We start from the raw sequence: 19,627 nt of genomic DNA, 5'->3' as shown, positions 1-19,627 counted from the left end.
CGGCCCGCAGACAGCTGTGAACCCGTAGCCCGGTCAGCGCAGCGCCACCGGGAAAAAGCCACGCCGATTTATCACCCCGACACCGTTCCCGCAGGCGGTGCTACCGGCCCGCAGAGGGCGCGCGGGAATTAACCGCTTCGCACGCTTCTTTCACTGCGTCATACAGCAGCCGTACCGCGGGAGAAAGCTGTTTACGGTGCGGGCAAATCATATTCAGCGGCACCACGTCTCCTTGATAGTGCGGCAACAGCACCCGCAGCCGCCCTTCGCGGATATCATCGCCGACGTCGAGTTCAGACTTGAAGGCGATGCCCTCCCCGGCAACCGCCAGGCGGCGTATCACCTCGGCGTCATCGCTCACGATAGTGCCGGAAACCTGCACGTGATGGACTTTCCCCTCCAGGCTCAACGGCCAGCGGTCGAACGCTCTGCCGCGCAGCACGTAGGTCAGCGCGTTGTGTCGGGCCAAATCTTCCAGCGTCTGCGGTTCGCCGTTTTCGGCTATCCAGCCGGGCGAGGCTACCAGCACCCGGCGATTATCCGGCGCAACGGGCAGAGAAATAAACGAGGCATCGTCGTTATCGCCGTAGCGAAACGCGACGTCCACCGGGTCTTTAAACACGTCGGTCCGATGATCGGAAAACAGTATCCGCAGGCGCAGCGCAGGATGCCGCTGGCGAAAATCGCGAAACACGCGCAGAAGCAAATTGCGCCCAAGGTCAGACGGCACGGCGATTTGTAACGTTCCGCGGACTTCGTCATCCGGCGTGTGGATTTTTTGCAGCCCGGCGTGCAGCGTATCGATCATCTGCGTGGCATAAGGCAGCCAGGTTTCGCCCTCCGGCGTCAGGCGTAAGCTTCGCGTCGAACGAGCGAAAAGACGGATATTCAGCGTCGTTTCAAGACGCTTTATCGCCGCGCTGACCTGCGAGGGCTGCAGCCCGGCCTCCCGCGCCGCATCGCTGAAGCTGCTTAACGCCGCTGCGCGGACAAACAATGCCAGATCTTCCAGCCTGAACATACCCACTCCCCACCCCGGATTATTCTCAAAACAGACGCGCCCCGATGAAAAACGTCGCCGTATCACCGTTTGCTTACACTTTTAACCAAACCAATGCTTGCCATTTCCTTGACCTATCAGGAATCATACGAGGCTGCGATTTTGTGTCCAGGATAATAATGGGGAAATTATGCGTAAAACAAAAATGATGCTTCTGGGCGTACTGTTGGCCTGCTCCAGCGGAGCGTGGGCGGCGTCCGGCGAAGGTATACAGAAATATGAGCTGGATGGGGTGACCGCAGACTTCAAACAATTCCACATCGGCGACACCGTACCGCCGCTGTACCTCACGCCAGAATACAACATCAAGCAGTGGCAGCAGCGCAATTTGCCTGCCCCGGATGCCGGGACCCGCTGGACCTATATGGGCGGAAGCTACGTTCTGATTACCGAAACCGAGGGAAAAATCCTCAAAATCTATGATGGCGAGATTTTCTACCATCGCTAAAAGCCGAACGCCAGCGCGCTATCCCTGCCGCTGGCGTTTTGTTTTTCGATGCGATAATGCTATCCGTTAAAGCGGTTTTGTTTATGCATAAATTCCTCGACGGCAATACCGGAAGCCACGTGCTCATAGAGCATTAAAATACTTAATATCAAATCGCCGCCGCTACGCAATAAATCATCCGGGGCAGTACGACTCTTTTCATCCGATAAAAAAACAAGCTGTTCAAAAATATCACTGTATTCACCATAAGCACCAATCGGAATTTCAGCCATCGGGAGATGCTCCTGGCAATAGCGTAACGCGTCTGCGGCTTTCTCCGGCAGCGTGCGCGTATGCATAAAAATAACCAGCAGTTCTCGTAACTTAACGATTAGAGCAATATTGTTCATCATGCACTCCGGAAATGTATTACGGCTATACTTTCCTTCCATCGTTTTTATTGACGTAGTACTGATAACTTCCACGTTTCGCCAAATCACACAGCCAAAATTAAACATCGTCACGGCGAATTAAAATACTTCACTTCTATGCTAATCAAGCTCGCACAACCGCCAGCGGAAAACAATGTTAACAATATGTTTTATTGACAAATCTCAACATCGCTAAATGTGAATAAAAACAAGTAATATTTAACGCTTATATCATTCACGCGGTGATTATTTTGGAAAGAGAAAACGGGGCGGATACGATAACAAACCGTACGGCGCAACGTGCCGTACGGTTCAGAAGGGAGGGAAAATCAGACCGCGCGGAAAGCTATTTCACCGGGGATAACTTCGCCCTGCCAGTACAACTGCGCCGCGACGCGGTCTGCCAGCTGGCGGTAGGTTTCGGTAAACTCGCTTTCCGGGCGCGCCACCACCGTCGGCGTTCCCTTGTCGAGGTCTTCGCGCAGGGTGATATGCAGCGGCAGCTGGCCCAGCAGCTGGGTATGGTATTTCTCGGCCAGCTTTTGCGCGCCGCCGGTACCGAAGATAGGCTCGTGGTGTCCGCAGTTGCTGCAAATATGCATGCTCATGTTTTCCACAATCCCCAGCACCGGCACTTCGACTTTCTCAAACATCACGATACCTTTTTTGGCGTCGATCAGGGCGATATCCTGCGGCGTAGTCACCACCACCGCGCCGGTGACCGGAATGTTTTGCGCCAGCGTCAGCTGAATATCACCGGTGCCCGGCGGCATATCCAGCACCAGGTAATCGAGATCCGGCCACAGGGTTTCCTGCAGCATCTGCATTAACGCTTTGCTGGCCATCGGGCCGCGCCAGACCATGGCGTTGTCGTCGGTGACCAGATAGCCGATGGAGTTGGTGGCGAGACCAAATTTCATAATCGGCGCCATATGGGTGCCGTCCGGCGAAGTGGGACGCTGATCTTCCGCGCCGAGCATGGTCGGAATCGACGGGCCGTAAATATCGGCATCCAGAATGCCGACTTTCGCCCCTTCCGCCGCCAGCGCCAGCGCGAGGTTGACCGCGGTAGACGATTTACCCACCCCGCCCTTGCCGGAGCTGATGGCGATGATGTTTTTCACGCCGTTGATGCCGGGCTGATTTTTTACCCGCTGCAGCGTGGCGATGCTGTGCGTCAGCTTCCAGTCAATAGCTTTAGCGCCGGTAATGCGCAGCAGCTCGGCGCTGCACTGCTCCTTGAGCACCTCAAACGCGCTATGCCAGACGAACGGCATCTGAATTTCAATGTGCACGGTCTCGTCCAGCCAGGCGACGTGATGCAGCGCCTTCAGCGTAGTGAGGTTATGTTTCAGGGTTGGGTGCTGGAAATTAGCCAGGGTCCCGGCGACCATCGCGCGCAGACGCTCGGGGGATTTGGCCTGGGATTGCGAACTCATCCCGACTCCTTTGTTATTGTGAGTTGAATCTTGTGCGTTAAGTTTACCTTAAAGGGAATAATTCCCCCACAATAAGCTTTGGGCTTACCAAATTATTGCCTTTGCGGTAACATCGAAACCCCTTTTTACAATAGAAGATGTAATGCCCACTATGACTCAAGTCGCGAAGAAAATTCTGGTAACGTGCGCGCTGCCGTACGCAAACGGCTCAATCCACCTCGGCCACATGCTGGAGCACATCCAGGCTGATGTCTGGGTCCGTTACCAGCGAATGCGCGGCCACGAGGTCAACTTCATCTGCGCCGACGACGCCCACGGCACCCCGATCATGCTGAAAGCGCAGCAGCTCGGTATCACCCCGGAACAGATGATTGGCGAAATGAGTCAGGAGCATCAGACCGATTTTGCTGGCTTCGACATCAGCTATGACAACTATCACTCCACGCACAGCGACGAGAACCGCGAGCTGTCGGAGCTTATCTATACGCGTCTGAAAGAGAACGGTTTTATCAAAAACCGCACCATCTCTCAGCTCTACGATCCGGAAAAAGGCATGTTCCTGCCGGACCGTTTTGTAAAAGGCACCTGTCCGAAGTGCAAATCACCGGATCAGTACGGCGATAACTGCGAAGTGTGCGGCGCGACCTACAGCCCGACCGAGCTTATCGAGCCGAAATCGGTTGTCTCCGGCGCGACGCCGGTGATGCGCGAGTCCGAGCACTTCTTCTTCGACCTGCCGTCGTTCAGCGAAATGCTGCAGGCGTGGACCCGCAGCGGCGCGCTGCAGGAGCAGGTGGCGAATAAAATGCAGGAGTGGTTCGAGTCCGGACTGCAGCAGTGGGATATCTCCCGCGATGCGCCGTACTTCGGCTTCGAAATCCCGAACGCGCCGGGCAAATACTTCTACGTCTGGCTGGACGCGCCGATCGGCTACATGGGCTCCTTCAAGAACCTGTGCGACAAGCGCGGCGATACCACCAGCTTCGACGAATACTGGAAGAAAGACTCCACCGCCGAGCTGTATCACTTTATCGGTAAAGATATCGTCTACTTCCACAGCCTGTTCTGGCCGGCGATGCTGGAAGGCAGCAGCTTCCGCAAACCGACCAACCTGTTCGTTCACGGCTACGTGACGGTCAACGGCGCCAAGATGTCCAAGTCGCGCGGCACCTTTATTAAGGCCAGCACCTGGCTGAATCATTTTGACGCAGACAGCCTGCGCTACTACTACACCGCCAAGCTCTCGTCGCGTATCGATGACATCGACCTGAACCTGGAAGACTTCGTGCAGCGCGTTAACGCCGATATCGTCAACAAGGTGGTGAACCTCGCCTCGCGCAACGCCGGTTTCATCAACAAGCGTTTCGACGGCATGCTGTCCGCCGAACTGGCCGATCCTCAGCTGTATAAAACCTTTACCGATGCGGCAACAAGCATTGGCGAAGCGTGGGACAGCCGGGAGTTCGGTAAAGCTATCCGCGAAATCATGGCGCTGGCCGACGTGGCGAACCGCTACGTTGACGAGCAGGCGCCGTGGGTGGTGGCTAAACAGGAAGGGCGCGACGCCGACCTGCAGGCCATCTGCACCATGGGCCTGAATATGTTCCGCGTGCTGATGACCTGGCTGAAGCCGGTCCTGCCGCAGCTGGCCGCCCGCGCCGAAGCGTTCCTCAACGGCGAACTGAGCTGGGATGCTATCCAGCAGCCGCTGCTCGGTCACAAGGTTAACGCTTTCAAAGCGCTCTACAACCGCATTGAGATGAAGCAGGTTGACGCGCTGGTCGAAGCGTCGAAAGAAGAAGTCAAAGCGCTGTCAGCGCCGGTCACCGGCCCGCTGGCGGACGATCCGATTCAGGAAACCATCACCTTTGACGATTTCGCCAAAGTCGATATGCGCATCGCGCTGATTGAAAACGCCGAGTTCGTGGACGGTTCCGACAAGCTGCTGCGCCTGACGCTGGATCTCGGCGGCGAGAAGCGCAACGTCTTCTCCGGCATCCGTTCCGCCTACCCGGACCCGCAGGTGCTGATTGGCCGCCTGACGGTGATGGTCGCCAACCTGGCGCCGCGCAAAATGCGCTTCGGCGTTTCTGAAGGCATGGTGATGGCCGCGGGTCCTGGCGGGAAAGATATCTTCCTGCTCAGCCCGGACAGCGGCGCCCAGCCGGGCCAGCAGGTCAAGTAATGACGCATAAAGCGCTGCTCCGGCAGCGCTTTTTTTATTTTATAAATTCTGAAAATTGTATTCTTGCTACCCCCACCCTCGGTGTTCCTGTCAATAGCTGTTAGCATCAACGCCAGGCTGGATAAAAACACAGGGACGTTGATGAAAACCTTTATTTATCAGGACGAAAAATCACATAAATTCTGGGCGATTGAGCAGCAGGGCCACGAGCTGCATCTACGCTGGGGCAAGGTTGGCACACACGGGCAGAGCCAGATCAAAACCTTTGCCGACGCGGCGGCGGCCAGCAAGGCTGAAGTCAAATTGATTAACGAAAAAACCCGCAAAGGCTACGTTGAAGATACTCGCACCGAGCAGCCTGCCTTACCCGCATCGCCACCAGCCGCCCCACAGCCCGAATACGCCTCAACGCCCGCAGACATCACCCGTCCGTGGCTGGCGGACGATGGCGAACTGCTTTTATCGGATGAGCTGCTTGAAGAGGTGCTCCCTTCTCGCCTCTTTCCCGGTAAACCGATCGCCGCGCCTGAAAATAGCAAACTGATGGACCTCGGCAACGAGATCCACAAACAATCAGTGAATATCGTCACCTTTAACTCTGCCGACTGCTCCGCGTACTGGCAGCAAATCATCAACCAGGCCCTGACCGATGGCCCGCTTTCACCCGCGGCGCTGGCGGTTCAGGTGGCGGTAGCCACGCGCCGCGGCTGGCGCAGCGCTGATAATGCCTGTCTGATGGACGAGATTGTTTACGTTTACGGTCTGGAATATGCCATCGAGATGTTTATCGCCCTGCAGCACATTGAGTTTGATTATAATTATCAAACCCTTCAGGTGACTTTCCGCGCCGAGCCCACCCGCGCGCGCGGGCCGGCGCTGCTCGACGTGCGCCTGCGCGCCCATCTGGCTCATGCGGATGAGGCGCTCTGGCGGCGCTGCGTGGATAAACTGATCGCCGCGTTGCCGGATATGCCCATCGGGCAACAGCCGCTGGTGGCGCTCTTGCTGCCGGAACGCCAGGATATCGTGAACGATATCGCCCGTCGGGTACTGGCGCACAAAAATGTGAAGACGGCGGAATGGCTGAAGGTCGTCGCCCGCGACCCGCAGGTGGTCAAAGCGCTGGAGCCTTACCAGACGGAAAATCTGTTTAACGATTATTACCACGGCAGCGTCTGGAACGCGACGGTGATGCGCGAACAGGGCGTCGCCGGTATCGCCCGCTTTGCGCCCTACGTTCACGATGACCTGTGCGGAGAGCGGGTAAGCGGCGTGAACCATCCCCAGGCGCTGATGCAGCTGATACGGGTGAGCGAACAAGGCAAACGCTGCCACGAGCGGATGGCCCGCGCCAGCGCCCGCTTCCCGCACGCGGCGCTGGCGGCGCTGGCCGAACTGCTGGCGCAGAAAGAAGAGAAGCGCTGGCGCATTATGCTGATGACCCTGCTGAGCGCGCAGCCGGAGCTGGCGGCGCAAATTTCGCCGTGGCTCTCGTCGCAGGCCGCAACGCTGCTGGCAGCCTGCCAACGGCAGTTAAGCCAGCGGGTCGACTGCGCCGGGGCCGATATTCTGCCGCCGGTGCTGGTTTCGCCCCCGTGGACGGCGAAAAAGAAAAAATCACCGATCCCTCAGCTAATCTTAACGCCGCTGGCTTTAGAACCGGCCTGTATGCTGACGGAAGAGGCGGCCAACGCGCTTCTCGCCCAGCGGAGCTGGTACGCGCAGCAGGTGGAGATGAGCCAACAGGAGAGTGAGAAAGCGTACCTTACGCGCCTGGGTTTCAGGGTCTGGAGCCGTCAAAACAATCGCTATGAACACGCCTCCGACGCCGCAGCAGATGCCTGGCGGCGGCAGAATTATCCCGCGCTGATCGCCGAATTCCACGCTTACCACGCCCCTTATCCGGGGGAGTGGAATCTTTATATGCTCACCGCGCTGCCCGCCGGCCGGGCAGCCGATGCCTGGAGCTCGCTGAGTAAAGAGCCCCATACCGGCGGGGAATATGTGATGGCCTATCTGCGTCTTGCCGGGCTACCGGGTTTTATTCACGCCCTGTCCCGCTATCCGCAGGAGAATTTACCGGTCGCTATCTGGTTTGCCGCCAGCGAACTGGCCCCCATCGTCGCCCGCGCCTTTCACAAGCTGAAAACGCTGCGCGAAGAGGCGCGCGAGTGGCTGCTGGCCTATCCGGAGCACGCCATTGCCGGCCTGCTGCCCGCCGCTCTCGGCAAAGCGGGCGAAGCGCAGGACAGTGCGCGCCTGGCCATACGCATGCTGATGGATAACGGTCATCAGCCGCTGCTTGAACAGGTTGCCCGCCGCTACGATCGGCCGGAGGTGATGGCGGCGGTCGGCGCGCTACTGGCGCTCGATCCGCTGGATAACCATCCGACGAAAATTCCGCCGCTGCCCGCGTTTTATCAGCCCGCGCTGTGGGCGCGACCGCTGCTGCGGGAAAATGGCCTTGCCTTGCCGGACGACGCATTAAAAACGCTCGGCGAAATGCTGCGCTTCCCGTCAGAGGAAGGTATTTACCCCGGCCTGCAGCAGGTAAAAGATCTCTGTACCGTGGCATCACTCGCCGCCTTCGCCTGGGATCTGTTCAGCGCCTGGCAAACCGCCGGCGCGCCGTCGAAAGAGAGCTGGGCCTTTACCGCGCTCGGCATCTTCGGTAACGACGATACCGCCCGCGCGCTCACCCCGCTGATCCGCGCCTGGCCGGGAGAATCCCAACATAAACGCGCTACCGTCGGGCTGGATATTCTCGCCGCCATCGGCACCGATATCGCCCTGATGCAGCTGAACGGCATCGCCGGGAAACTCAAGTTCAAAGCCCTGCAGGAGCGCGCCAGAGAGAAAATCGGCCATATCGCCGCAAGCCGCGCGCTGACCGTGGAAGAGCTGGAGGACCGCCTCGCGCCGGATCTGGGACTCAACGCCGACGGAACCTTGACCCTCGATTTCGGCCCGCGGCGCTTTATCATTAGCTTTGATGAAGCCCTCAGGCCGTACGTGCGCGATGAAAACGGCAGCCGCCTTAAGGACCTGCCGAAGCCGAATAAAAGCGATGATAAGGCGCTGGCTACCGAGGCCGTTAATCGCTACAAAGCCCTGAAAAAAGACGCCCGCACGATTGCCGCCCAGCAAATCGCGCGCATGGAGTCCGCCATGTGCCAGCGTCGCCGCTGGACGGTGGAAAACTTCCGGCAGTTTCTGGTTAATCATCCCCTGGTCTGCCACCTCACCCGCCGCCTGGTATGGGGAGTCTACGACGCCGAAAACAGGCTGCTGGCCTGCTTCCGCGTGGCGGAAGACAACAGCTACGGTAACGCCGATGACGATCTGTTCACCCTGCCGCAAGGCGCGGTCCAAATCGGTCTTCCGCATCTGCTGGAAATGCCCGCGGAAGACGCCGCCGCCTTCGGTCAGCTGTTCGCCGATTATGAGCTGCTGCCGCCGTTCCACCAGCTTGACCGCAGCTGCTACACCCTGACGACCGCCGAACTGGCGGCCACCGAGCTGACCCGCTGGGCCGGGCGCAAATGCCCGAGCGGGCGGGTAATAGGGCTGGCGAATAAAGGCTGGCTGCGCGGCGAACCGCAGGATGCAGGCTGGATTGGCTGGATGCTTAAACCGCTGGGCCAGTGGACGCTGGTGATGGAAATCGACGAAGGCTTTGCCGTCGGGTTGCTGCCGGATGAACTCAGCGCCGAGCAGCTGCTGAGCAAAATATGGCTGTGTGCCGAAAATGCGCACCAGTACGGCTGGGGCGGCAACGGCAAACAGCAGGCCACGTTTTCGGTGCTGGATAACGTCACCCTCAGCGAATTGATTAACGATATCGACGGGCTGTTTGAGTAACACAAGGAACGTTTATGCACAACACAGCACTCCCGCCATGGCTGGCGGATGACGCGCAGCTGGAGCTATCCTTTAAAAAGGGCAAACAACCGTTAAGCCATCGCCGCTGGCCTGGCGACCCGGTACCGCCGATCGAAGAGGGACGCCTGCAACGACTGGCGAACGATATTCTCTCGCGCTATCAGCATATTCAGGCCCTTACGTGGGACTATGAAACATGCACTGCCGAATGGCGGCAGGCTATTGCGCAGGCGGTCGGCTATGTGGGCGAAGCCAAACCGGCAATGCCCCCCCGCGCGCTGGCGGCGCTTACCCGGCTGGCAGAAGATGACAGTCCCGAGCTACTCGATGAAATCGTCCAGCTAAGGGGCGTGGAATATGCCACCGAAGTGGTGATTGAACGGCAATTTATCACCGTGACCCACAGCAATCTTCAGCCACCCAGCATCGTTTTTTCTCATCCGAAAAAAGCGTACCAGTACGGTTTTCGCTGCGATACTTACCACGAATTCGATCTGCGTCTGCGAAAACACCTTTCGCTGGCTGAAGAGGCGATCTGGCTACGCTGCGCTGACAAACTTATCCGCGCGCTCCCTGATATCGAGCTTAATCGTAAACCGTTTATTGCCCTGCTGTTGCCGGAACGACCGGACGTTGCGAATAGCCTGCTCGACGCTGATAAATACGCCAGCCGTTCATCAAGCGAGTGGTTGAAAGCGGTAGCGACAGATCCTGCTAAGCTGGCAGTACTGGAGCAATCCTGCTGGCTTGATGTCTTTACCGATTGTCAGGCCAGCGAGATGTGCGACGAAAACCGCTACGGTTACTCCGCCTGCGCGGCCCTGCTGCGCGAGCAGGGGCTGGCGGCGATCCCCAGGCTGGCGATATATGCGCACCGGGATGACTGCGGCAGCCTGCTGGCGCAAATTAACCATCCGCAGGCTATCCGGCTGCTGCTGCTGGTGGCGGATAAAAACAAACCCAGCCAGCAGCGCGTGTCAACATTCGCCAAAAAATATCCCCATGCCGCTCTGGCCGCTGTAGCGGAATTGCTGGCGCTGCCGGAACCGCCCGCTCGTCCGGGCTATCCTGAGATCGCAGAGAAAAAGCGTCCGCAGCAGCAGAAAAAGCGTGAAGAAAGCTGGAGAATGCTGCTGCGGACGCTGCTCAATACGCATCCTCAGCTGGCTGAGCAGGTTACTCCCTGGCTAAGCACGAAGGCACAGGAACTTCTGGCGGCCAGCCGACCATCGATGCCTTCAGACGTTACGCTGGCAACCGATCGCTCCTGCCTGCCGGAGATCCTGCGCTCGCCGCCGTGGCGCAGCAAAAAGAAAAAAGTCGCGCCCCCGCGTTTTGCGCTAACGTCGCTGACCGTTGCGCCTCAGGAGCACTGGCAGCCAGGAGAGCGGGAAGCGCTGGCTGCCAGCAAACCCGCCTGTTTCTTTAATAACCTTCCGCTCGATGAACGTCTCGCCAGCATAGGTTGCACCATCGTCATGCAGGAGCTGGGCTTTCAGAGTATTGAATACCTGTTCCACCAGTACACGTTATGCGGCAAGCGGGACCATTTCGATACGGAGAAATATTTTCATCGCTATGTCTGGTGGGGCAACGCCTGCCACGCACTGCAAAACTTCGATATCGGTACGCTACTGGAGGCATGGGGGGATTACCTGGTAAAGGCCTACAACCCTAACGACTGCTGGAATCTTTATCTGCTTATGCAGCTGCCTCGCGAGCGGGCGCTGGTGGCCTGGCAGGGCATCAATGCCGCTAACTTTAGATTTGTCGGCGCCGAATATGCGCTGAGCATTCTCGGGACCGATGCCCTACCCGGCCTGCTGCTGGCGCTGCAGCATCGGCCAAAGGAGATCTTCCCCCTGCTGACGCATCTCGGCGCAACGGAGCTGGCGCTACCGATGGCCCGCGTCTGGCGACGCTTGCAGGCGCACAGCCAACTGGCTCGTCAGTGGCTCCTGCAGTGGCCGGAGCACGCAGCCGCCGCGTTAATCCCACTGGCGTTCGATAAAGCGGGCGATAGCCGCGAGGCGGCTATTAACGCGCTGCGTCTGCTGTACCAGGAAGGCCACCATGAACGGCTGAAAGCGGTAGCACAACGCTGGAACGAACCGGCACTGTGGACGAAGCTGGAACAGCTGCTGACGCAGGATCCGCTGGACAACTACCCTGTCCGCATTCCAAAAGTGCCTGACTTCTGGCAACCGACGCTCTGGCGCAGGCCGCGGCTTATCGGCACCGACCAGCCGTTGACCGACGATGCGCTGGAGATCTTTGGCGAAATGCTGCGCTTCGCCCAGGGCGGCCATCATTACGGCGGGCTGGATTTAGCCAAAGCCGCCTGCCAGCCCCAATCGCTGGCCGCTTTCGTCTGGGATTTATTTAACGCATGGCAGACTGCCGGAGCCCCAGCCAAAGATAACTGGGCGTTTCAGGCGCTGGGGATTTTTGGCGATGAAGCGACAGTGCGTGATTTAACCCAGCTTATCCTGGCCTGGCCGCAGGAAGGGAAATCCGCCCGCGCCGCCAGCGGGCTGCATCTTCTCACCCGCATCGGCAGCGATATGGCGCTGCTGCAGCTGCACCACATCGCGCAGGGCGCCAAATCCCGCCCGCTGCGCGAAAGCGCCAGGCAGTCTCTTAAAGAGGTCGCCGAAGCCCGCGATCTCAGCGAAGAGCAGCTGCAGGATCGGCTAACGCCTACGCTGGGGCAGGACGATCCCCAAACGCTGGCTTTTGATTTTGGTTCCCGCGGCTTTTATGTCCGTTTTGATGAAAATCTGCTGCCGGTGATTTACGACCAGCAGGGAGCGCGGCAAAAGAGCCTGCCGCGCCTGCGCGCCGAAGATGACCAGGTAAAAGCCGCGGAAGCGCTGGCCAGGCTGAAAGGCCTGAAAAAAGACGCAGCCCAGGTGGCCAAACGCCTGCTGCCGCATCTGGAAAATGCCCTGCGGCTGGCGCGGCGCTGGACGCGAACGGAGTTTCAATCGCTGTTTGTCGATCATCCGCTAACCAACAATCTTACCCGGCGCCTGGTATGGGGAATCTACGCCGCCAGTGAACCCCGTCGCCTGCTCAACGCCTTTCGCGTCGCCGCGGAAGAGGAATTCTGCGATGGCCAGGATGACCCTATCGCTCTACCGGAAGAGGCGCTGTTCGGCCTTGTTCATCCGCTGGAAATGGATGACGCGACGCGGGCAGCATTTAGCCAAATTTTTGCCGATTATCAGCTATTGCCACCGTTCCGCCAGCTGACGCGCCAGACGGTGCAGCTGCTGGCGGAAGAAACCGCCCGCAGCGAGCTTACGCGCTGGCAGGGAAAATCAACAACCTGCGGGCAATTATTGGGCATCCGCAGTCGCGGCTGGTGGCAGGGCGCTGAAAACCGTTTCTGCTACGATGTCGGGCGGCATCGACTGATTCTGGAAATCACGCCAGGGTTCGTGCACTACAACATGGATGCGAAGGCTCCTCAGCGGTTTGCCGCCATCAGACTCTATGATGGCGAACGGCCCGCTGCGTTCTCACAGCTCGATCCACAGGATCTCAGCGAGGCGCTAAGCACGATTGAGGTCATTTTCCGTGGATAAGCAAAGCGCGTTTACGCTATTCGCTGCACATAGGATAAAAATGCTCCCATTACCGCGGTCTCTTTAAGGAAGAAACGATGATACAACAGGAACCACATCTTCAGCGCCCCCCTGCCGCCATACTTTACGCCGATGAGCTCGCCCGGCTGCAGCAGAACGACTGTTTCCCCTGCCCGCCCGGCTGGCAGCTAAGCCTGCCTGCGGCGCGCGCGTTTATCCTTGGCGATAGCGCTCGCGACATTAGCCGCAAGGTGGTCATGAGTCCGGCCGCCGTCGAGCGGATGCTGGTCACGCTGGCGACCGGGCGCGGCCTGATGCTGGTCGGCGAGCCGGGTACGGCTAAATCGCTGCTCTCGGAGCTGCTGGCCACCGCCATCTGCGGCGACGCCGGGCTCACCATTCAGGGCGGCGCGGCGATTACCGAAGATCAAATCAAATATGCCTGGAACTATGCGCTGCTGATAAACCAAGGCCCGTCGACGCAGGCGCTGGTGCCCGCCCCGCTGTATCAGGGCATGCGTGACGGTAAAATCGTCCGCTTTGAAGAGATTACCCGCACGCCGCTGGAGGTTCAGGACTGCCTGCTGGGGATGCTATCCGACCGCGTCATGGCGATCCCGGAGCTAACCGGCGACGATAGCCAGCTCTATGCCCGCGCCGGATTTAATATTATTGCCACCGCCAATACCCGCGATCGCGGGGTTAACGAAATGAGCGCGGCGCTAAAACGCCGCTTCGACTTCGAAACCGTCTTTCCGATTATGGATTTTCAGCAGGAGCTGGAACTGGTGGCTAACGCGTCGGCCCGCCTGCTGGAGCATAGCGGCATCCCGCATAAAGTCCCCGATGTCGTACTGGAACTGCTGATCCAGACCTTCCGCGATCTGCGCGCCGACGGGGGTAAGAAAACCGCGATGGATACCCTCAGCGCGGTGATGTCCACCGCCGAAGCGGTCAACGTCGCCCACGCCGTCGGCGTGCGGGCATGGTTCCTCGCCGGTCGCGCCGGCGAACCCGCCGACCTGGTAGACTGCATCGCCGGTACCATCGTGAAAGACAATGAAGATGACCGCGCCCGCCTGCGCCGCTATTTTGAACAACGCGTCGGCACGCATAAAGAAGCCCACTGGCAGGCCTATTATCAGGCCCGCCACCGCCTGCCGTGAGGGAACACGCATGCCAGAACAGCCGTTAATCATCGGCGTTCGTCACCACAGCCCGGCCTGCGCCAGCCTGGTGAAAGAACGAATAGAACGCGTGTGCCCGCGCTACGTTCTGATTGAAGGTCCGGCGGATTTTAACCATCGCCTGGACGAGCTTTTTTTACCCCATCAGCTGCCCATCGCCGTCTACAGCTACTGCCAGCAGCAGCATGGCGGCGCGGCAGGACGCAGCGCCTGGACGCCGTTCGCCGAATTCTCGCCGGAGTGGCAGGCGCTGCTGGCCGCGCGGGCAACGGGGGCGCATATCCGCTTTATCGATTTACCCGTCTGGGCGCAGGACGACAACGACAGCGATCCCTCTGACGCCCGCCGCGCCGATGACCATCAGCGCCTGCTCGAGGTCAGCGGCATGGAGAATACCGACGCGCTGTGGGACCATCTGTTCGAAGATGAAAACCAGCGCGCCGGGCTGAAACAGGCGCTGGAGACCTGGTTTGTCCAGCTACGCGGCGACAGCGGCGGCGGCGAAAACAGCCGGCGACGGGAAGCTTATATGGCCCGCTGGCTGGCATGGGCGATGCGGCAAAATAACGGCCCGGTGGTGGTGGTCTGCGGCGGCTGGCACGCTCCGGCGCTGGCTACCCTGTGGCGGAACTGCCCGGCGCAGGAGCAGGAGCCGGCATTACCGCCTCCGCCGACGCCCGATGCCGTCACCGGCTGCTATCTGACGCCGTACAGCGAAAAGCGGCTGGACGTACTGGCGGGCTATCTTTCCGGGATGCCGGCGCCGGTCTGGCAGCGCTGGTGCTGGCAGCTCGGTCAGCGGCAGGCCGGGGAACAGCTGCTGAAAACCCTGCTCGCCCGCCTGCGTCAGCATCGCCTTCCGGCCTCAACCGCCGATTTGGCAGCCGCCCATCTGCGCGCCATGGCGCTGGCCCGGATGCGCGGCCATACCCAGCCCCTGCGCTGCGACTGGCTTGACGCGCTGGCGGGCTCGTTAATCAAAGAAGCGCTAAACGCCCCGCTGCCGTGGAGCTATCGCGGCGCCATCCATCCGCAAACCGATCCTATTCTGCTGACCATCGTGGATGCGCTGGCGGGGGCGGATTTCGGCAAGCTCGCGCCGGGAACGCCGCTGCCGCCGCTGCCGCAGGACGTCGAACGCGAGCTGGCGCGCGTCGGGATTGCCCCGCCGGCGAATCTGAACCTCAACCGCTTTGCGCCCGACGGATTAGCGAAAAGTCAGGTATTACACCGGCTGGCCATTCTTGAGATCCCCGGGTTCCAGCAGCGAACCGGCAGCGCGGTAGCCCTTTCCGGCGATGGCGAAGAGCGCTGGGGAGTGTTTCGCACCATGGAACAGCATGCCGTCCTGATTGAATCCGCCCGCTACGGCGCCTCCCTCGCGGATGCCGCGCGACGGCGGCTGGAAGGGAATATTCTCTCCTCCTTTGGCATCAAAAGCCTCGCCGCCAGCCTCAATCAGGCGGCGCTGGCGGGGCTCGCCACCTTTAGCCAGCAGATGCTGGAACAGCTGGCGCAGCTGATTGCCGAAGAGAGCCAGTTTGCCGAAATGGGGCCGGCGCTGGAGGTGCTGTATGCCCTCTGGCAGCGGGATGACATCGGCGGCATGCAGAACGCCGCCGTGCTGGAAATCACGCTCAGCGCGGCGCTTGACCGGACGCTGTGGCTCTGCGAATCCAGCGGCGTCGCCGACGAGAAGCAGTTTCACGCCCATCTGCATAGCTGGCAGACCCTGTGCCACATCCTGCGCGATCTCCACAGCGGCAGCGTTTTACCGGGCGTTTCGCTCAGCGCCGCTCTCGCGCTGCTTGAACGGCGAATTCACGCAGCCGATGCCGCACCGCTCGACCGCGGCGCGGCGCTTGGCGCGCTGATGCGTCTCGAGCACCCCGCCGCTACCGCTGAAACGGCGCTGGCCCTGCTGACGCGGCTGCCCGCGCAGCGTCTGGGAGAGGCGGTACATGGCATGCTGGCGTTGGCCCGCCATCAGCTTGCCTGTCAGCCCGCCTTTATCGCTGGCTTCAGCGAGCGTCTCACCCGTCTGGCGGAAGAGGAGTTTATTCTCGCGCTGCCGGATTTACGCGCGGCGATGGCCTGGCTGCCGCCCCGCGAACGCGGCGCGCTGGCCCGCCAGGTGCTCGATCACTATCACATGACCATGCTGCCGACCCATGCGCTACAGGCGCCGGTTTCCTGCTCGCCGCAGCGGTTAATCCATCACCAGCTGTTGGAGCAGCAGGCGCTGGCGGCGCTTCGCCACTGGGGAGGACGCTAATGCATCCGCTATCCGATATTTTGACAACCCGTGAACTCCAGCGCTGGCGGCTGATTCTGGGCCCGGCCGCCGACAATAGCCTCGGCGGTCTCGACGAGCGTGCCCGCCAGGTAGACCGGGCCCTGGAGTGGCTTTACGGCCGCGATCCGCAACGGCTGCAGCGGGGCGAACGGCTGGGCGGGCTGGAAGAGTCCGACCTGACGACGCCGGAGTGGATCAACGCCATTCATACGCTGTTTCCGCAGCCGGTTATCGAGCGGCTGGAGAGCGATGCGGTGCTGCGCTACGGCATTGACGAGGTGGTGACGAATCTGGAAGTGCTGGAACGAATTCAACCCTCCGAAAGCCTGCTGCGCGCGGTGCTGCATACCAAACATCTGATGAATCCTGACGTGCTGAACGCCGCCCGACAGCTGGTGCGCCAGGTGGTGGAGCAAATTATGGCCCAGCTGGCAAAAGAGGTTCGTCAGGCGTTTTCCGGCGCGCGCGACCGGCAGCGGCCTTCGCGCATCCCGCTGGCGCGCAACTTTGATTTCAAAGGCACCCTGCGCGCCAACCTCCAGCACTGGGACCCGCAGCGCGGCAAGCTGTACATTGAATCGCCAAAGTTTATCAGCCGCGTGAAGCGCCACAGCGAAAAATGGCAGCTGATTTTGCTGGTCGATCAGAGCGGTTCAATGGTGGATTCCGTGATTCATTCCGCGGTCATGGCGGCCTGCTTATGGCAGCTGCCCGGCATTCGCACGCACCTCGTGGCGTTCGACACCAGCGTGGTGGATCTCACGGCGGATGTCGCCGACCCGGTCGAGCTGCTGATGAAAGTTCAGCTCGGCGGCGGCACCCATATCGCCCAGGCCGTAGAGTATGCGCGGCAGCTGATTGAGCAACCGCACAAGAGCGTGATTGTGCTGGTGAGCGACTTTTTTGAAGGCGGAGCGAACTCGCTGTTGATTAACCAGGTCAAGCAGAGCGTACAAAGCGGCATCAAAGTCCTCGGCCTGGCGGCGCTGGACGACGCGGCATCCCCCTGTTATGACCATGAAATGGCCCAGTCGCTGGTCAACGTCGGGGCGCAAATCGCCGCCATGACGCCCGGCGAGCTCGCCTCCTGGCTGGCGGAGAATTTACAATCATGATGCCTTTACGCCCTGAATTACTGGAGCTCACGCCGCAGGCGCTCACCGCGCTGAGCAACGCCGGGTTTGTGAAACGCGCTCAAAAAGAGCTGGATAACGGCAATATCCCCGCGCTGGAGCAGGATGAGGCCGGTACGCTGACCGCCGTTTTTCGCGATGGTACCCGTACCCGGCTGGAAAAAGATCGGGCCCTCAAAGAGTCCAGCTGTACCTGCGGCGCTAGCGGCATGTGCCGCCATCGCGTGATGCTTATCCTGAGCTATCAGCGCGCCAACGCCGGTCACGCGGCTCCTGAAGGGGAGCCAAACGCTGACGAGCGCTGGCATCCCGGCCTGTGGCAGGAGGAGCTGGCCACCCTGCCCGAGTCGATTCTCAAGCGGGCGCAGCAGCTGGCGGATAAAGGGCTGACGGTGGAATTGTTCTGCCGACCCAACGAAACGCCGTCGGCAAAGCTGCCGATGAGCGATGTGCGTTTTTATTCCCGCAGCAGTATCCGCTTTGCCCGCTGCGACTGCATCGAAGGCTCCCTGTGCGAGCATATCGCGCTGGCGGTGCAGGCCTTTAACGACGCCGAAGCCCAACAGCCGGGCTTTACGCATCTGGTCTGGCAAACCCACAGCCGCAGGGTCGCCGCCCGCGGCGGACCTTGTGCTACGCCCGAGGGCGAAGCCTGTCGACAAAGCCTCCGTCAGCTAAGCCAACTGCTGTGGCAAAACGGCGTCAGCCAGCCGCCAATCAGCTTCGAAGCCGCGTTCACCCGCGCGCAGCGCGCAGCGCATGCGGCCAACTGGCGCTGGGTCATCGGCGCGCTTGCCGAGCTGCGCGAAGGCGTCGATGCCTGCCAGCAGCGCGCCAGCCACTACGTGCCTGAGCAACTGCTGGCCCAGCTCGCGGGCCTTAATGCCCGTCTTGAGAGCGCCGACCGAATGGCGCAGCTTGCCGATGCCGGCCAGACGCCGCCCCTGCCGTGGCGCACCGTCGTCGGTCAGGGTATTGCCGGTGAAGCGCAGCTCGATCATCTGCGGCTGATTTCCCTTGGCATGCGCGGCTGGCAGGATAACCAGCAGTACGGCTTACGTCTCTGGTTTAGCGATCCGGATACCGGCAGCATTTTGCATCTGTCGCACAGCTGGCCGCTGGCTGAACGGGCGCAAAATCCGCTATGGCAGCGCCGCCTGTTTACCTTTCAGGCCGGCATACTGGCGGGCGGGCAAATCATTACCCGGTCAGCGCGCCGCACAGCCGGCGGCGAGCTGCTGCTGGGCGCCCGTCAGCGTCTGAGCAGCAGCCTTCCGCTCACCGAAGATGCCTGGCTTTTGCTCAGCGCGCCGCTGCGGCAGCCGGGCGCCGCGGCCCTGCGTGAGTATCTGCGCCAGCGCCCCCCGGCCTGGGTGCGCCCGCTCAATCAGGTTGATAACCTGTTTATTCTGCCGGTGGAGGCCTGCCTTGCCGTCGGATGGGACGCCGCCCGGCAAACGTTGGATGCGCAGGTCCTCAGCGGCGAGGGGGAAAACAACGTTTTGTACTTGTCCCTTCCCGCCTCCGCCAGCGCGCCGTATGCCGTTGAGCGGATGGCGGCGCTGCTCAGACAAGAGGACGATCCGGTGGTGATGGTTTCCGGGTTGGTCAGCTTTCATCACGGGCAGCTTAGCCTGGAGCCGCTGGTCATGATGACCCGTACCCGCGCCTGGGCGCTGAACGCCGAGCCGCTTCCCGTCGCGCCGTTGCCTGTTGGCGATGTACTGCCGCCGCGCTCGCCGGCCCTGAGCCTGTTGCAGCGCGCCCGGACGCTACTGATCCAGATAGCGCACAACGGCCTGCGCTATCAGCAAAAGAGCCTGTTTCGCGAGGCCGCCACGCTGGGCGGCGAGTCGACGAACCAGGGTTTTAGCCATCTTGCGCGTCTGCTTCAGCAACTGGGCGAGAGCGAAACGGCCACCGCCGAGGATACGCTCAGCGCCATCGCGCAACTCTGTATACAATTAGAGATGATGATTGATTAACAAGGAATGATA

Annotated in this window: 11 protein-coding genes; 8 read left to right on the top strand and 3 right to left on the bottom strand. The window is 60.5% G+C overall.

The features are described 5' to 3' along the window. Positions 1-100: 100 nt before the first annotated feature. Positions 101-1,021 carry a LysR family transcriptional regulator gene (locus tag GUC22_RS08200; RefSeq protein ID WP_024359183.1) on the bottom strand — a complete coding sequence of 307 codons (921 nt, stop codon included), beginning with the start codon at positions 1,019-1,021 and terminating at the stop codon, positions 101-103. Positions 1,022-1,190: 169 nt separating this feature from the next. On the opposite strand from GUC22_RS08200, the gene GUC22_RS08195 reads away from it, so the two are divergent. Beyond that, positions 1,191-1,508 carry an RcnB family protein gene (locus GUC22_RS08195; protein ID WP_024359184.1) on the top strand — a complete coding sequence of 106 codons (318 nt, stop codon included), beginning with the start codon at positions 1,191-1,193 and terminating at the stop codon, positions 1,506-1,508. 59 nt (positions 1,509-1,567) lie between these two features. Here the strand turns inward: GUC22_RS08195 and GUC22_RS08190 are convergent, their stop codons facing one another. After that, a complete protein-coding gene (locus tag GUC22_RS08190) occupies positions 1,568-1,897 on the bottom strand; it encodes a hypothetical protein (RefSeq protein WP_024359185.1) in 330 nt (109 codons plus the stop codon). Positions 1,898-2,247: 350 nt separating this feature from the next. After that, a complete protein-coding gene (gene apbC / locus GUC22_RS08185; protein WP_004122768.1) occupies positions 2,248-3,357 on the bottom strand; it encodes an iron-sulfur cluster carrier protein ApbC in 1,110 nt (369 codons plus the stop codon). A gap of 151 nt (positions 3,358-3,508) precedes the next feature. Between apbC and metG the strand changes: the two genes are divergently transcribed. The 7 genes from metG (at position 3,509) to GUC22_RS08150 (ending at position 19,615) form a co-directional block, all read left to right on the top strand. After that, positions 3,509-5,542: a methionine--tRNA ligase gene (gene metG / locus GUC22_RS08180; protein ID WP_004138615.1), complete on the top strand. Its 2,034-nt coding sequence runs from the start codon at positions 3,509-3,511 to the stop codon at positions 5,540-5,542. Between the two features lie 141 nt (positions 5,543-5,683). Then, complete coding sequence (locus GUC22_RS08175) at positions 5,684-9,403, top strand: WGR and DUF4132 domain-containing protein (RefSeq protein WP_160183466.1); 3,720 nt, start codon at positions 5,684-5,686, stop codon at positions 9,401-9,403. A 14-nt stretch (positions 9,404-9,417) separates the two neighbouring features. After that, positions 9,418-13,014 (top strand): DUF4132 domain-containing protein, encoded by a 3,597-nt coding sequence (locus GUC22_RS08170; RefSeq protein WP_160183465.1) that lies wholly within the window; start codon positions 9,418-9,420, stop codon positions 13,012-13,014. A gap of 77 nt (positions 13,015-13,091) precedes the next feature. After that, a complete protein-coding gene (locus GUC22_RS08165) occupies positions 13,092-14,180 on the top strand; it encodes an ATP-binding protein (protein WP_004138609.1) in 1,089 nt (362 codons plus the stop codon). Positions 14,181-14,190: 10 nt separating this feature from the next. After that, a complete protein-coding gene (locus GUC22_RS08160; RefSeq protein WP_160183464.1) occupies positions 14,191-16,476 on the top strand; it encodes a DUF5682 family protein in 2,286 nt (761 codons plus the stop codon). Next, entirely contained in the window at positions 16,476-17,612 is a 1,137-nt protein-coding gene (locus GUC22_RS08155) for a vWA domain-containing protein (protein WP_160183463.1), read from the top strand. The genes GUC22_RS08160 and GUC22_RS08155 overlap by 1 nt, the downstream gene beginning before the upstream one ends. After that, positions 17,609-19,615, top strand: a complete 2,007-nt coding sequence (locus GUC22_RS08150; RefSeq protein WP_160183462.1) for an SWIM zinc finger family protein — start codon at positions 17,609-17,611, stop codon at positions 19,613-19,615. Before GUC22_RS08155 ends, GUC22_RS08150 begins: the two co-directional genes overlap by 4 nt. The last annotated feature ends 12 nt before the right edge of the window (positions 19,616-19,627 follow it).

Origin of the sequence: Klebsiella sp. MPUS7 (assembly GCF_009905335.1) — a bacterium.
GTDB lineage: Bacteria > Pseudomonadota > Gammaproteobacteria > Enterobacterales > Enterobacteriaceae > Klebsiella > Klebsiella grimontii.
This window is presented reverse-complemented; position numbering and strand designations above follow the sequence as displayed.